This window comes from Paenibacillus shunpengii (genome assembly GCF_042684905.1).
Lineage (GTDB): Bacteria > Bacillota > Bacilli > Paenibacillales > Paenibacillaceae > Paenibacillus > Paenibacillus shunpengii.
In genome coordinates, this window is record NZ_JBHUMJ010000006.1 from 20,978 (window position 1) to 35,655 (window position 14,678).

The following is a 14,678-nucleotide window of genomic DNA, read 5'->3' on the forward strand; positions in this document are numbered from 1 at the left end:
TTGACAAGCATCTAAGGCATGTATATGTTTGCAACGGGACAAATATTAGTTAAAATATTGGTATCAACTTTTGGAGGCCATAATCAATGGAACAAAACGGTCAAAGCGGCAAGAAACAAATTGCCTTGAATATTGTAAGCAGTAAGAGCAAGCATAAAGGATTTGGTGCAGGATCCATTGATCTGAACAACTTATCTCCTGTCATTATTGATGCTGGAGAGGCGAAGATTGATATTGGCGCCATGCATGCGAAGAGCAAAGTGGAGCGGGGGATTAAATTCTCTGCGGATAAGGCAGATGTGCCGAACGGCCGCCAGGTGTGGCTCGTATGGGTGGCAGTGGACCGTACTCCGGAAGGGCAGCTGTATGCAGGCGCCACTGCTTGCGAAATGTGGATTGATACGGAAGCGAGAAGGGGCTGGAAGATTCTCGCCGATCATGTGAACAAGATGGATTATGCAATGAAGCGCCGGATCATGCTGGATGGGCTGGGAGCAGAAGAGAAAGCAGCATTGAAGAAGCTGCTTATAGCTCATAATGAGGACTGGTGGAATGCTTCTCCAGAAGAATTGAAGCAAGCGCTGGAAAGCTGATAATATTGTTCAAATCTAAAAGAACCGCAGGGCTGAAGTTCATCAGCTCTGCGGTTCTTTGCTGTTTAATCGTGCCGTTGCCCGGGCACGGAGTCACCAAGCACGTACGTAAAACCCAGGTTTCAGGCTTATTTGGTCCACCAATTCTTAAAGTGATCCCACCAAGTATCATCTCGTTCTCTCTCAATATCCTGCTCCGTCGAGTCTTGTTCCGGCTCAGCATAATGCTCGGTACAATATTCGGCCGGCTCTGTGCCGCGAAGGAATACTTCGAGCCTGCGATTCTCACAATAATTGCCGGCAAGCTTGCCAGTTGTCGGATCGACATAAACACTGGTCACGCCTTCAGGCACAGGAAATACTTTTGGAGGCACATTCTCAAGCGCCTTCTCTGTGTATTCGGCGAAGATCGGAGCAGCCCTGCGGCTCTCCGTTGTTGTAATCTCTTTTCCTTCATCGTAGCCAACCCACACAGCGGTCGCGAGTTCCGGTGTATATCCCACCATCCAGGCATCGGAGCTCGTGGTGCCTGTCTTGCCCGCGACAGGCCTTGCAAGCTTGCCCGCAACCCGGTGAGCTGTACCTCCCGTATCAAATACACTCTCCAGCAGATTGGTTATTACATACGCTGAGGCCGGGTCAACGACCTGTTCGGATGCCTGCTCCGGAACTTTATACACGATGCGATCAGCCGCATCCGTAATCTTAAGCACGGCAATCGGGGCATTTCGCTGTCCTTCATTGGCAAGCACACTGTATGCTGAGGCCATTTCAAACACGCTCACAGGGGAGGTGCCGAGGGCAAGCGAAGGCACTCCGCTGAGCGAGCTGGTTATCCCTAATTTGTGGGCCATGGCAATAACCGGCTCATATCCGATTTGCATCAGTGTAGTGACTGCATAAATATTATCCGAAACGGCAATCGCCTTGCGCATATCAATCCAGCCAAGATATTTCTCGCCAAAATTGCTGGGCTCATAGGTCTTTCGGTCATTATCGTAATGGAATACCGTCGGTTTGCTCTCGAATAGAGAAACACTGGTGAGCTGTTTGGATTCAATGGCCGTTAGATACATGATCGGCTTGAAGGAGGAGGCCGGCTGGCGATTACTGGCCAGTGCATGATTATACTGACTCGTCAGATAATTGGTGCCGCCCACCATTGCTTTTACATATCCATCGCGCGGGTCAATGGAGACCAGGCCGACTTGAAGCTGACTCTTCGGATCCATTATGCGGGCCACTGTGTCTTCAGCAGCTTGTTGCATCCGCATATCAATGGTCGAGTAAATATTAAGTCCTCCGTGATCCAGACGTGAAGAATCAATGCCCAGCTCATTAACGACCACATTACGGATATAATCACGGAAATACGGAGCCTCTTCATTTGTTTTCCGTTCACTTTGCGGCTTGATATCCAGCATTTCATTGTATGCGGTGTCAGCCTCACTCTGTGTAATATCACCTGTATCGACCATAGCGCTGAGAACAATCTTCTGCCGATCCTTTGCTTTCTTCATATTATTGTACGGCGAGTAGTAAGTAGGACCCTTGGGGACACCGGCGAGAAGTGAGCTCTCCGCAAGCGTAAGATCTGCCGCCGACTTGCCGAAATAGAGCTGAGATGCCGCTTCAATTCCATAGGCTCCGTGACCATAGTAGATTTCGTTCAGATACATTTGTAGAATTTCGTCTTTTGTAAAATTCATTTCAAGCTGGGCTGTATAGACCGCCTCTTTTATTTTTCGTGACCATGTCTTCTCATGGGTTAAATACAGATTTCTGGCAAGCTGCTGTGTCAATGTACTTGCACCTTGTGCCATGCTCATTTCCTTGATGTTTACGAGAATAGCTCGTCCCACGCCTACAATATCAAAGCCATAATGCTCATAAAATTTGCGGTCCTCGACGGCAATGGTAGCCTCTTTTAATTCAGGGGCAATCTGATCCAGCTTCACAGGAGTCGAATCCTTCCCACTGGAGGAAAATGTAGCGATGACCTCACCGTTGATATCAAACAGCCTTGAATTTCGGTCATTATCTGCGAGAGGGAGGCTCGTAGCATATAGATAGATGACAAGCACTGTAGTTAGCACAATGCCCGTGAGCGCCAGAATGCCTAGTACTTTCAGAACCTTCATGGTGCGGCTTGTTTTCTTTTTCGTGGATTCTTCAGTTTGTGACAAATGGAGCCCTCCCTTCATTCCAAAAATAACCTTATGTACCAGTATGGGACTAGGTCCTATTCATTATTCATCGCAATCAAAGATTCTGTGCATAGCAGATACGGGTAAAGGTTAACATAAACTCTAATTCGTGCTACTAGGGGGTGTACTTGTGTATCTGCTTCATATTTCTATTCTTCTTCCCATAGCAGCAGGGATTGGGATTGCATTTATGAAAGGTTTGTCACACCGTTTCCACCTGGGATGGGCGGTTTTGTTCGTACCGCTGATTCTGTTTGCCTATTTTCTGAGCCTCATTCCTGATGTGAGGAACTACGCTGTATTCTATGAATCCATTCCGTGGATTCCATCGCTTGGCATTTATTTTACAATTTACTTAGACGGATTAAGCCTACTAATCTCGCTGCTGATTACAGGGATAGGCACTCTGGTTGTTCTATACTCTGTTTACTATATGGAACGTGGTCAGGCATTGCATCAGTTCTACTTGTATCTGCTCCTGTTTATGGGAGCGATGCTTGGCGTTGTACTCTCAGACAACATGATGGTGCTATACGGCTTTTGGGAGCTGACGAGTATCGCTTCTTTCCTGTTGATTGCTTTTCATCATAGTAAGGTAGAGTCGATTCGCGGTGCACAAAAGTCATTTCTTGTCACGGTCTTTGGTGGATTCGCGATGCTGACAGGGTTCATCATGTTGTATTTGATCAGCGGCTCATACAGCATAAGAGAAACGATCGAGTCTATCTCTAATATAGACGATCATTCGCTGTTCATCCCTGCTCTTATTCTCATTCTGATCGGGGCCTTTACCAAATCTGCACAGTTCCCGTTTCATATTTGGCTTCCCGATGCGATGGAAGCTCCGACACCGGTAAGTGCCTATTTGCACTCAGCCACAATGGTCAAAGCAGGGATTTATATTGTAGCTCGCTATACTCCGGTCTTTGGTGGTGAGGCCGTATGGTTCTGGCTCGTCTCGCTTGTAGGGATCATAACGATGGCTTATGGCTCACTTATCGCCATTAAGAAGACGGATCTCAAAGCCATTCTGGCGTATTCAACTATATCTCAGCTTGGGCTCATCATGTCACTGTTTGGGTTAGGCTCGGCTGCACTTTATTTTGGATATGGGTCGGAATCCTTATTATATACAACAGCAACAACGGCAGGCATATTACATTTGTTTAATCATGCGCTGTTCAAGGGCTCACTATTTATGATGGCAGGGATTGTAGATCACGAGACAGGCACACGGGATATTAGAAAGCTTGGCGGACTTATATCCGTCATGCCGATAACCTTCTCGATTGCTCTCATTGGCACGTTCTCCATGGCAGGTCTGCCGCCATTCAACGGATTCATTAGTAAGGAGATGTTCTTCAAGGCGACGCTTGAAATTACGGAACTGGGCATATTCAATCTCGAAGCCTGGGGAATGCTATTTCCCATCTTGGCCTGGATTGCCAGTGTAATGACTTTTATTTATTCCATGGTTATCGTATTTCGGACATTTCTTGGAACGAACAAGACTGAAATTCCTGTACATAAGCTTCATGAAGCACCTATAGGAATGTTAATTCCGCCATCTATTCTGGCGCTGATGGTACTGGTCACAGGAGTATATCCGGATCTGTTATCTGGCGGGCTGATTGAGCCGGCGATGGCCTCGGTTCTGTCTCCCCTTCTAGCTGAAGGAGAACGTTTCGATGTGCATCTGTATCTATGGCATGGAATCACACCCGAGCTGTGGATGACCTTAGGCGTTGTTGTTCTCGGTGGAGTCATCTACAAATTCCTGCCCAGATGGAAGACTCAATATGAGGATTACATCCCCAGATATACCATCAACCGTTTTTATTCAACGGCATTTAGAGGGCTGCACCGGTTTGCGAAGCGATGGACTCAGACCTACATGAATGGATCGCTGCGCAACTATTTAATTTACATCTTCGGCTTTATGCTGATCCTGATCTTCTATGCATTCTGGCGTGCCAGCGATATACAGTGGGATTTCAGCGGCTATGAATCGTTCATGGCTTATGAAAATATTTTGCTCGCGGGCTTAATTATTACGGCATTGTGCATTCCATTAGCCAAACACAGATTGTCTGCTGTCATCCTAACAGGGGCTGTGGGTTATCTTGTTACCTTGTTCTTTGTGCTCTTCAGAGCGCCAGATTTGGCCTTGACTCAAATGGTGGTTGAAACGGTATCGGTCGCACTTTTCCTGCTCTGCTTCTATCACCTTCCCGAGCTGACGCCCAAATCAAGCAGGAAATATCAGGCTTTGAACCTGGTTATTGCTATCGGGGTAGGTGTCATGGTTACCTTGATTGCTCTGGCAGCAAGCGGAACACCTCAGCTCGCTTCCGTTTCCGAGTTCTTTACAAGGGAGAGCTATAACCTGGCAGGGGGCAAGAACATTGTCAACGTGCTTCTGGTTGACTTCCGTGGTTTTGATACGCTGCTTGAAATTATGGTGCTTGGTGTTGCTGCCCTGGCGATCTATTCGATGATCAATCTCAATTTGACGGGCAGAGATCTTGGCTCGAAGCATCAAGCTTTGCCGAAGAAGGAAGAGGAGGATCAAGCAAAGGATAAGAGTCGAATGGTCAAGCCGGATAATTGGAACACCGTTCCTTTGCGAAGTAACGATGTCTTCTTACAGATGAGTACAAAGATCATTGTGTTTATTATCTTAATCTTTGCTCTGTATCTCTTCTTCGCCGGACATCATCAGCCGGGGGGCGGATTTATCAGCGGTCTCGTAACCTCTGCCTCACTCGTACTTATGGCGATCGCGTTCAATACAGATACGCTGCGCAGAATACTTCCGGTCGACTACCGTTATGTCATTGCATGGGGCCTTCTTATATCACTAGCAACCGCTGCGGGATCTTTCCTGTTTGGGGTTCCGTTTATGAGCCAGACATTTGGTTATTTCAATATTCCGATACTGGGCGAGGTTGAACTGACGACCGCCCTCATCTTTGAAGCAGGCGTGTTCATGGCCGTGGTTGGTGTCACGATGACCATCATTTTGCAAATTGGGGAGGATCGATGACGATGGAAATTATAATGAGTGTTACCGTGGGCATTCTATTTGCCGTAGGTGTGTACCTGATACTGTCTCGAAGCTTGCTGCGGCTTGTGCTGGGGATATCCATCTTGTCACACGGAGTGCATCTATTGCTTATGACAATGGCTCGTCTGAAGACAGGTGCACCTCCGCTGCTGGGAGAGAACGCCGAGCAATATGTGGACCCTCTTCCACAAGCACTGATCCTGACTTCGATTGTCATTAACTTTGGACTGCTGTCCTTCTTCTTCGTGCTTGCCTATCGTTCGTATCTCAAACTGAAGACCGACGATATGGAGGAAGTAAGGGGGCCGAAATATGAATAACCTTGTTGTTCTGCCGATCTTCATCCCTGTTCTCACAGGGATTCTTCTTATTCTGTTTATGAAGTCGGTCAGAATACAGCGCTGGATCAGCGGAATTGGTACTGTCATTGCTCTTGGCATAGCGATCCTGTTGTTCGCACAAGTATCCGTTTCAGGCCTCCAGCTGCTCAATATGGGAGGATGGGCAGCACCATATGGCATCGTGTTTGTAGCGGATACTCTTGCGTCTCTGCTTGTACTCGTAGCCTCCATTATTGCGGTGGCTTGTATCTTCTATGCATTTAGAAGTCTCACAGAAGAGAGAGAGAAATACCACTTTTACGTGTTCTTTCAATTTCTGATGGCTGGCGTCAACGGCTCCTTCCTAACCGGAGATCTGTTCAATCTATTCGTTTGCTTTGAGCTGATGCTGATTTCTTCTTATGCACTGCTGGTGCTGGGGAATACGGAAAGACAGCTGATGGAGTCGTTAAAATATGTGCTGATCAATATGGTTTCCTCCTCCTTCTTTGTCGTTGGCATAGGTTACCTGTATTCCGTTGTAGGAACCGTCAATCTGGCTCACTTATCGGTGAGGGTGGCTGAGGTAGGGCAGGATGGTATTCTGGGAGTCATCTCGGTCCTATTCCTGCTTATCTTCAGCATCAAAGCCGGGCTGTTCTTGTTCTTCTGGCTATCCGGTTCTTATGCTGCTCCGCCGGCCATCGTAACCGCACTGTTTGCCGGTCTTCTGACGAAGGTGGGTTTATACGCCATTGTGCGGATGTTCACACTTGTGTTCTATCACGATCCAGAGTTTACTCGTCAGATCATTGGCTGGATGGCAGGCGCTACCATGATACTAGGGGTAATCGGTGCTATTGCCTATAAGAACGTAAATAAGATTTTGGTGTACAACGTTGTGGCAGGGGTAGGCTTTGTGGCCTTTGGGATGGCAGCAGATAACAAGCTCGCGCTTGAAGGGCTTATGTTCTATCTATTGCACGACATGATTATCAAAACACTCTTGTTCCTGCTAGGCGGAGCATTAATTGCCGCTGCCGGGACCGCAAGTCTTAACAATATGGGCGGGCTCATCCGCAGCTACCCGCTGCTCGGCTGGATGTTCTTCGTAGCTGCACTTGCTCTGGCAGGTGTTCCTCCGCTAAGCGGATTCCCGGGTAAGCTGATGCTTTTTGAAGGGGGCATTGCCGCGGGGCTGTACGGGCTGACCACAATTGCGGTAATTGCCAGCTTCCTGATGCTGTACTCGCTTCTGCGAATCTTCATTTATGCTTTCTGGGGAAAGGGGCAGACCATCCATTCGGATGAAGCTCATTACTCCATTAACCGGATGCTCATTCCGGCAGGGGGGCTGTTTGTTATTGTGATCGGTATGGGGCTGTTTGCAGAGGTGCTGTATCCTTCCTTTTCGACGGCGGCACATGTACTGATTGATCCCAGCCTGTATGTCAATAAGGTATTAAAGGGGTGGTGATTGAATGTCCAGGCAGATTATTCTCAATCTACTCATCACTTTTCTATGGATGATGCTCAATCATTCATGGAGCGGAGCCAGCTTCTTTGTAGGGTACACCCTTGGTTTGCTGATCATTTTTGCATTCCGTAGGTTCTTCCCTGAGCCCTTCTATTTAAAAAAGCTATGGGCCACCTTAAAGCTGATCAAGCTGCTTATTGTAGAGCTCTTTCGTTCCTCGTTTGAAGTTATTTCCCATATTGTAAAGCCGAAGCTCGACATTTCGCCCGGAATTTTTAAATATGAGACGGATCTTCGTTCCGAATTCGAGATTATGCTGCTGTTTCTGTTCATCTCACTGACGCCAGGCACGATGCCCCTTGAGATTTCCAGAAACAAGAGAACCATATACATTCACGCGTTCCATATCCCGGACGAAGGGAAGATTGCAGAGGGTATCAAGAATACATTTGAGAAAGCGATTATGGAGGTGACGAGATAATGCTGACCATTGTTCTTAGCATGTCGCTGTTGCTGCTGGGTATCGCCATTCTCGGGTGTCTGTATCGGGTCCTGAAGGGGCCTTCCATGGCTGACCGCATCACGGCACTCGATACGATTGGTATTCACTTGATTGGAAGTGTAGCTGTATTGTCTATGCTGCTTCATACTCAGGCTTATGTGGATATCATCCTCTTAATTGGCATCTTGGCGTTTATCAGTACAGTTGCCTTTGCCAGATTTATTGAAAGGGGGCTCGTACTCGAAAATGACGATGATCTTTAGTGTAATCGTTGGGCTCCTTGTCTTGTTTGGTGCGATTCTGAGTGTGCTGAGTGCCTACGGACTCATCCGGCTTCCGGATGTATACCTCCGAGCGCACGCAGCAACAAAGAGTAATACGCTTGGCATTCTATGTATCCTGTCCGGCAGTTTCTTGTTTTTTATCGTGTATGACGGCTATGTGAGTGCAAGGCTGCTTCTTGGCATTCTGTTTGTTTTTTTGACCGCTCCTGTTGCAGGGCATTTGAATGGTCGTGCTGCTTATCGTACCGATGTTCCATTATGGAAGGGGAGCTCGCTTGATGAACTGGCAAAGGCTCTTAAAGGGAAGAAACGACATATCCCCGAGAACGAGGAAATTTCTGTAGATTCACTTGAGCCGGAGCCGAATAGAAATCATACCAAGCATGAGTGAGCTATCCTGAAAATAACGCAATAGAACAGTATCTTTACAGCGATTTCAGATTTAACGTATAATGCAAAAGTGCGTCAATTTGTGCCATGGGTTTAGTGCAATATAGACGGAAAATCTGAAGCTCCTCTTCGCTTGTATATGCTGTTTAGATAGAAATCCAGGTGAAAGCTGCCGGCGGAACACTTATTCTAATCGAGAGAAGGTAATAACGATGGAATTGTGGTTTACGGAGAAACAAACCGAGAATTTCGGCATTACAATGAAGATTCACGAAACTTATGTGAATGAACAGACGGAATTTCAAGATCTGGCTATGGTCAAAACCGAGGAGTTCGGCAATATGCTGCTCCTTGATGGTATGGTAATGACGACAGAAAAAGACGAATTCGTATACCATGAGATGGTTGCGCATCCGGTACTATATACGCATCCTAACCCTGAGCATGTACTTGTGGTTGGCGGCGGTGACGGCGGAGTCATCCGTGAAGTGCTCAAGCACCCTCAAGTGAAAAAGGCGGTTCTGGTTGATATCGACGGCAAGGTAATCGAGTATTCCAAAAAATATTTGCCAAGCATAGCAGGCAAGCTGGAGGATGCTCGGGTCGAAGTGCTCGTAGGTGACGGCTTTATGCACATTCATGATCACAAGGCTGCTTATGATGTCATCATGGTAGATTCCACTGAGCCGGTAGGCCCTGCAGCCAATCTGTTCACACGCGGCTTCTACCAAGGAATTTACGAAGCATTAAGAGAAGACGGCATTTTTGTTGCTCAAACGGACAACCCTTGGTTTAAGGCAGATCTGATTCAGAGTGTGAACAAAGACGTGAAGGAAGTGTTCCCGATCGTTCGTGTGTATGGAGCGAATATTCCAACCTACCCAAGCGGTCTGTGGACGTTTACCATGGGAAGCAAGAAGTATGATCCGCTCGAAGTTGATGAGACAGCGATCCCAGAAATCGATACTAAATATTATACTCCGCGTCTTCACAAAGCAGCGTTTGTGCTGCCAAGATTCGTGGAAGATCTGATTAAATAAGGAGAATTAGCTTAATATGAAAATTGATCAAGCATACTCTGGAAATGTGTTTATTTGCAGTTCCGAGGATTATGAGAATTCCAAAGCCGTGATCTACGGCATGCCGATGGATTACACCGTCAGCTTCCGACCGGGCTCGCGTTTCGGTCCGGCACATATTCGCCAGGCTTCTGTAGGACTTGAAGAGTACAGTCCTTACCTGGATAGAAGCATCGTGGATCTGAAGTATTTCGATGCAGGCGATTTGCTGCTGCCATTCGGTAATGCAGGCCGCAGCCTGGATATCATCCGGGAGTATGTGGAAGGTCTCTTGGCTGACGGTAAGATTCCAGTTGGTCTTGGCGGAGAGCATCTGGTCACTTGGCCAGTACTTGAAGCAATGTACAAGAAATATCCTGATCTTGCGATTATTCATATTGATGCTCATGCCGATCTTCGTGAGCAGTATGAGGGTGAGCCTCTGTCCCATTCGACTCCAATCCGCAAAGCGGCAGAATTGATGGGAGGCAAGAACATTTATCAATTCGGTATCCGTTCCGGTTCGAGAGAAGAGTTTGCCTATGCACGCGAGAACATTAACTTCTATCCATTTGAAGTGGCAGCTCCCATGAAGGAAGCATTGCCGTCCATGGGCAGCCGTCCGGTTTACGTGACGATTGATATCGACGTGCTTGACCCTTCCGCAGCTCCAGGCACAGGAACTGCAGAAGCCGGCGGAATTACGTCGAAGGAATTGCTTGAGGCTGTTCATGCGATTGCAAGATCGAGTGTGAATGTCGTGGGATTTGACGTCGTTGAAGTGGCGCCGATCTATGACCCAACCCAGCAGACGCCAATCGTTGCATCCAAGCTGATCCGTGAAATGCTGCTTGGCTTCGTCAAGTAGATTTGTACAATATTACAAGCTTATGGTTTGTGAAGCACCCTTTCATCCCCTGATTGAAGAAGATATGATCAGGGCTGTTGGGGTGCTTTTGTATGCGAGCTGCCGTTTTACGGCATCATTTAGATAGACAGGCAGGATTTTGATTTGAACAATAGAACCAAAATCTATAGAATGAACTAAGGAAAGAAGCGAAAGGAACGCTTTGTTAAGGTAGATAGGGGACGATAGAATCATGTCAGGATGGAATCCCGTCAAGGTTCATATTTACAGTATGGCTGACGGCGAGAAGGTTATACAGACATTTACCGGAGAGGCGATCAGGAAAGGCAGCGCCCTCTATGTACGATATGAAGAAGAAGAGCAGGTTCCCGGGGGGAGCAGGATTCGAAATACCATTAAGGTCACAGAGCACAGCTTGAAGCTGATCCGCCATGGCGGAGTGGAATCAGAGCAGAATTTTGAGCTGGGCCAACGGCTGCCCGGATTCTATAAATCACCCTACACTTCGTTTGCTTTGTCTACGGACACGAAGAAGCTTGAGATTAGCACCGCAGGAATGTCGGCCAAGCTTGCTTTTCGCTATGATCTATATATGTTTGAAGAGAAATCAGGACGTTTTGATATCAGTATGGAAATACAGGAGGAACATTAATTCATGACACGCAATCCATTAGAGCTTATTAATGAGCAAGTGACTGCAGCAATTAAAGAAGCTGTAATATCAGCAGGTATTGTGGCTGAGGAAGAGATACCGGCAATCGTGCTGGAAGTACCGAAGGATAAGAGTCACGGGGATCTCGCGACGAATGCTGCAATGCAGCTGACTCGGATTGCTAAGAAGAATCCGCGCATGATCGCTGAACAAATGATTGAACATCTCGATTTATCGAAGGCTGGAATTGAGTCCGCTGAGATCGCAGGCCCAGGTTTTATTAATTTCCGTCTGAGTAAGAGCTATCTGTACCCCGTAATTGAACTCATTCACGAGCAGGGTGAGGACTACGGACGTGTGAATATGGGTGAGGGACGCAAAATCCAGATGGAGTTTGTCAGTGCGAACCCGACCGGAAGCCTTCATCTTGGACATGCCCGGGGAGCAGCTGTTGGCGATGCATTATGCAACGTGCTTGATTTTGCAGGGTATGAAGTAACGCGTGAGTACTATATTAATGATGCCGGCAATCAAGTGTTTAACCTGAGTAAATCCATTGAGGCACGTTATCTTCAGGAGCTGGGACAGGAAGTAGACATGCCGGAGGATGGCTATCATGGCGAGGATATTCGCGGCTTTGCCAGAGAACTGGTTGCTGAGAAGGGGAACTCCCTGCTTGAGCTCAATCCGGGTGACCGTGCAGCCTTCTTTAGAAATTACGGTCTTGAGAAAGAGCTTGATAAGATCAAACGTGACCTTGGACGCTTCCGTGTTGAATTCGATAATTGGTTCAGTGAAACCTCACTTTATGATAACGGAGCGGTTCTGAACGCGCTTGACGAGCTGCGGGAAAGAAACGAGATCTTCGAGAAGGACGGGGCGACCTGGCTGCATACTTCGAAATATGGTGACGATAAGGACCGTGTTCTCATTAAAAATGACGGCACATACACCTATCTGACACCGGATATTGCATACCATCGCGACAAGTATGCCCGCGGCTACGATACGATGATCAATATTTGGGGTGCAGACCACCATGGCTACATTCCAAGAATGAAGGCTGCTATGGAAGCGCTCGGCAACGATCCTGACAAACTGGTTGTACTCATTGCCCAAATGGTAAGCTTGTTCCAGAACGGCGAGAAGGTGAAGATGTCCAAGCGTACGGGCAAAGCCATTACGATGGAAGATCTGATGGACGAAGTTGGCGTAGACGCGATTCGATACTTCTTCACGATGCGCAGCATGGATTCTCATCTTGATTTTGATATGGATCTTGCCATCTCTACAAGCAACGAGAACCCGGTGTTCTACGTACAGTATGCACATGCCCGGGTATGCAGTGTATACCGTCAGGCAGAAGAGCAAGGGATCGTCATCTATCCTGTACGTGATGTGAACCTGTCCAAGCTGACAGCAGAGCATGAATATGATATTCTGCGCAAGCTGGGCGAGTTCCCTGAAGAGGTTGCAGCCGCAGCGAATGGATACGCACCGCACCGTATTATCCGTTATGTGTATGAGCTGTCGGCATTGTTCCACAGCTACTATAAGGCTGAGCGTGTCATTACCGATGATGCGGAGCAGACTCAAGCGAGACTGGCTCTTCTTGGTGCGGTTCGCACAGTCATTGCTACCAGCCTCAGACTTGTCGGCGTGAGTGCACCCGAAAAAATGTAATTTGTCATAGCAGCTGCCGAATAATCGGCTGTCCTTAAATAATGCAGAAGCCTCCCAAGATAATCTCGGGAGGCTTCTTTACTCAGATAAGATCCCAAATACAAATAAGGTCTAGATCTTTCGATACTAGAGAGACCACCGCATGCCTAACTAGACTTGGTTCCCTCCTGAAGCAATCGCAGTGCATGAAGCTCCCCGCCTTGATCGCTGGAACGGGCTGACTTTCCGGAACGAAGGGGGGTTGCGCTTTTCTTGATTAGCGTCTTGATCTCCTCAGGGGATAAACCAGGGCGTTCTGACAGCAATAATGCAATCGCACCACTGACATGAGAGGTAGCCATAGAGGTACCGCTCATCTCATGATATTTTCCATGAGTCCAGCAGGAGTATATATTTTTGCCTGGAGCATACACATCTACATAAGGGCCGCGATTGCTGAACTCAGCGATGCGTCTGTTCTCATCGGTTGCACCCACAGAGATGGTCTGTGCGTATCTGGCCGGATAATCAATGCTGCGCCGCTTGCCGTCATTTCCTGAAGAGGCGACGATGACGATGCCTTCCCTGCTTGCTTTATTGACGACATCAAGAAGAGCCTTACTCTTGGTGCGCATGCCGAAGCTCATGTTGATGATATCTACCCGGTTCCGGACACACCAATCAATGCCAAGGATGATATCTGAGACATAGGCTGATCCTTGATGATCGAATGCTTTTACAGGGTATATGATGGATCTAGGGGCAACGCCAATAATGCCTTCTGTGCTGTTTGCCGCGGCAATGGTGCCTGCAATATGGGTGCCATGACCATTATCATCGAAGGGAAGCATGTTTCGGTTGAGAAGATTAACGCCTCTGGCGAGGGAATGACGGAGGTCGGGGTGCTGATAATCGGCGCCTGTGTCAATGACAGCAATTTTGATTCGATGTCCTGTAGAATTGGACCAAGCCTTATGAGCACGAATCTTTCTCACCCCCCATGGGATGCCGTGACCGCCTCCTGAAGGGGGCGTTTTGATGTTTTTTATCGTGGAGTGAACCTTTATTTTACTGTCGTTCTCAATGGTTAAGGATGGATTACTCAAACTGTGAAGTCTGGCAGATGGAGTTAGAGGAACGATCAGTGCCCTGATCAGGCGGGATGCTCTGACATGCCGGAGATTTTTTAAGGTTGGCTTGAGCTTGGCAAGTGCAAGCAAACACTCATAATACTGCTGCGGTTTTGCGAAACGAATGATCTGGTGTCCGCTGGATGTCTGGGAAGCTTGATTCATCTCATCATTCAGCAGGGATAAGAATACGGAGTAATCCATTTTTGGGCAGTCCCCCTCTGGATGCCATGCTTGAGGTATTGTATGTACGTGCAGGTGATACGGCATGAGAAACCAGCCCTTTTTTATTGCAAATAGGCCCGATAAATCGTGTCAAATGGGGTAGAAATTCATAATATACATAGAGAGCTCCATGGCTCTTGCGGGGACCCGTCGAAGGAGCAATCCTTCAGGGCGGATACAGTCAGAAGGCGGGGGAGGGACCCCCGTCTTTTTTAAATTTTTTCAGCTGAATGTAAGTGAAAG

The 14,678-nt window shown here is 47.6% G+C and carries 13 protein-coding genes; 11 read left to right on the forward strand and 2 right to left on the reverse strand.

What is annotated here, in order from left to right; genetic code table 11:
- Positions 1-86: 86 nt before the first annotated feature.
- Positions 87-593, forward strand: a complete 507-nt coding sequence (locus tag ACFSVM_RS19205; protein WP_076315739.1) for a YwhD family protein — start codon at positions 87-89, stop codon at positions 591-593.
- A gap of 128 nt (positions 594-721) precedes the next feature.
- On the opposite strand, the gene ACFSVM_RS19210 is transcribed toward ACFSVM_RS19205, so the two are convergent.
- Positions 722-2,779 carry a transglycosylase domain-containing protein gene (locus ACFSVM_RS19210; protein ID WP_379263952.1) on the reverse strand — a complete coding sequence of 686 codons (2,058 nt, stop codon included), beginning with the start codon at positions 2,777-2,779 and terminating at the stop codon, positions 722-724.
- A 151-nt stretch (positions 2,780-2,930) separates the two neighbouring features.
- Between ACFSVM_RS19210 and ACFSVM_RS19215 the strand changes: the two genes are divergently transcribed.
- The 10 genes from ACFSVM_RS19215 to argS all read left to right on the forward strand — a co-directional run bounded on the left by ACFSVM_RS19215 (position 2,931) and on the right by argS (position 13,101).
- A complete protein-coding gene (locus ACFSVM_RS19215) occupies positions 2,931-5,846 on the forward strand; it encodes a Na+/H+ antiporter subunit A (RefSeq protein WP_076315738.1) in 2,916 nt (971 codons plus the stop codon).
- Between the two features lie 2 nt (positions 5,847-5,848).
- Complete coding sequence (locus ACFSVM_RS19220) at positions 5,849-6,187, forward strand: Na(+)/H(+) antiporter subunit C (RefSeq protein WP_047914341.1); 339 nt, start codon at positions 5,849-5,851, stop codon at positions 6,185-6,187.
- Positions 6,180-7,664: a Na+/H+ antiporter subunit D gene (locus tag ACFSVM_RS19225; protein ID WP_076315737.1), complete on the forward strand. Its 1,485-nt coding sequence runs from the start codon at positions 6,180-6,182 to the stop codon at positions 7,662-7,664. The genes ACFSVM_RS19220 and ACFSVM_RS19225 overlap by 8 nt, the downstream gene beginning before the upstream one ends.
- A 4-nt stretch (positions 7,665-7,668) precedes the next feature.
- Positions 7,669-8,145 (forward strand): Na+/H+ antiporter subunit E, encoded by a 477-nt coding sequence (locus ACFSVM_RS19230; protein WP_076315736.1) that lies wholly within the window; start codon positions 7,669-7,671, stop codon positions 8,143-8,145.
- The gene (locus ACFSVM_RS19235) at positions 8,145-8,429 is read left to right on the forward strand and encodes a Na(+)/H(+) antiporter subunit F1 (RefSeq protein WP_083656271.1); all 285 of its coding nucleotides are present in this window, start codon (positions 8,145-8,147) and stop codon (positions 8,427-8,429) included. The genes ACFSVM_RS19230 and ACFSVM_RS19235 overlap by 1 nt, the downstream gene beginning before the upstream one ends.
- Positions 8,413-8,841: a monovalent cation/H(+) antiporter subunit G gene (gene mnhG, locus ACFSVM_RS19240; RefSeq protein ID WP_076315735.1), complete on the forward strand. Its 429-nt coding sequence runs from the start codon at positions 8,413-8,415 to the stop codon at positions 8,839-8,841. The genes ACFSVM_RS19235 and mnhG overlap by 17 nt, the downstream gene beginning before the upstream one ends.
- A 211-nt stretch (positions 8,842-9,052) precedes the next feature.
- Positions 9,053-9,880 (forward strand): polyamine aminopropyltransferase, encoded by an 828-nt coding sequence (gene speE, locus ACFSVM_RS19245; protein WP_076315734.1) that lies wholly within the window; start codon positions 9,053-9,055, stop codon positions 9,878-9,880.
- A gap of 16 nt (positions 9,881-9,896) precedes the next feature.
- Positions 9,897-10,766, forward strand: a complete 870-nt coding sequence (speB, locus tag ACFSVM_RS19250) for an agmatinase (protein ID WP_076315733.1) — start codon at positions 9,897-9,899, stop codon at positions 10,764-10,766.
- A 232-nt stretch (positions 10,767-10,998) separates the two neighbouring features.
- Complete coding sequence (locus ACFSVM_RS19255; protein ID WP_076315732.1) at positions 10,999-11,418, forward strand: DUF1934 domain-containing protein; 420 nt, start codon at positions 10,999-11,001, stop codon at positions 11,416-11,418.
- Between the two features lie 3 nt (positions 11,419-11,421).
- On the forward strand, positions 11,422-13,101 hold the full coding sequence (gene argS, locus ACFSVM_RS19260) for an arginine--tRNA ligase (protein WP_379263957.1): 1,680 nt from the start codon (positions 11,422-11,424) through the stop codon (positions 13,099-13,101).
- A gap of 146 nt (positions 13,102-13,247) precedes the next feature.
- Here argS and ACFSVM_RS19265 read toward each other — a convergent pair whose 3' ends face one another.
- On the reverse strand, positions 13,248-14,414 hold the full coding sequence (locus ACFSVM_RS19265; protein WP_379263959.1) for a S8 family peptidase: 1,167 nt from the start codon (positions 14,412-14,414) through the stop codon (positions 13,248-13,250).
- Positions 14,415-14,678 lie beyond the last annotated feature (264 nt).

Bases quoted from the DNA above. Each gene is read 5' to 3' on its own strand.
- ACFSVM_RS19205 (WP_076315739.1), top strand. From the start codon at position 87: ATGGAACAAAACGGTCAAAGCGGCAAGAAACAAATTGCCTTGAATATT.
- ACFSVM_RS19220 (WP_047914341.1), top strand. From the start codon at position 5,849: ATGGAAATTATAATGAGTGTTACCGTGGGCATTCTATTTGCCGTAGGT.
- ACFSVM_RS19225 (WP_076315737.1), top strand. From the start codon at position 6,180: ATGAATAACCTTGTTGTTCTGCCGATCTTCATCCCTGTTCTCACAGGG.
- ACFSVM_RS19230 (WP_076315736.1), top strand. From the start codon at position 7,669: ATGTCCAGGCAGATTATTCTCAATCTACTCATCACTTTTCTATGGATG.
- ACFSVM_RS19235 (WP_083656271.1), top strand. From the start codon at position 8,145: ATGCTGACCATTGTTCTTAGCATGTCGCTGTTGCTGCTGGGTATCGCC.
- mnhG (WP_076315735.1), top strand. From the start codon at position 8,413: ATGACGATGATCTTTAGTGTAATCGTTGGGCTCCTTGTCTTGTTTGGT.
- speE (WP_076315734.1), top strand. From the start codon at position 9,053: ATGGAATTGTGGTTTACGGAGAAACAAACCGAGAATTTCGGCATTACA.
- speB (WP_076315733.1), top strand. From the start codon at position 9,897: ATGAAAATTGATCAAGCATACTCTGGAAATGTGTTTATTTGCAGTTCC.
- ACFSVM_RS19255 (WP_076315732.1), top strand. From the start codon at position 10,999: ATGTCAGGATGGAATCCCGTCAAGGTTCATATTTACAGTATGGCTGAC.
- argS (WP_379263957.1), top strand. From the start codon at position 11,422: ATGACACGCAATCCATTAGAGCTTATTAATGAGCAAGTGACTGCAGCA.
- ACFSVM_RS19265 (WP_379263959.1), bottom strand. From the start codon at position 14,414: ATGGATTACTCCGTATTCTTATCCCTGCTGAATGATGAGATGAATCAA.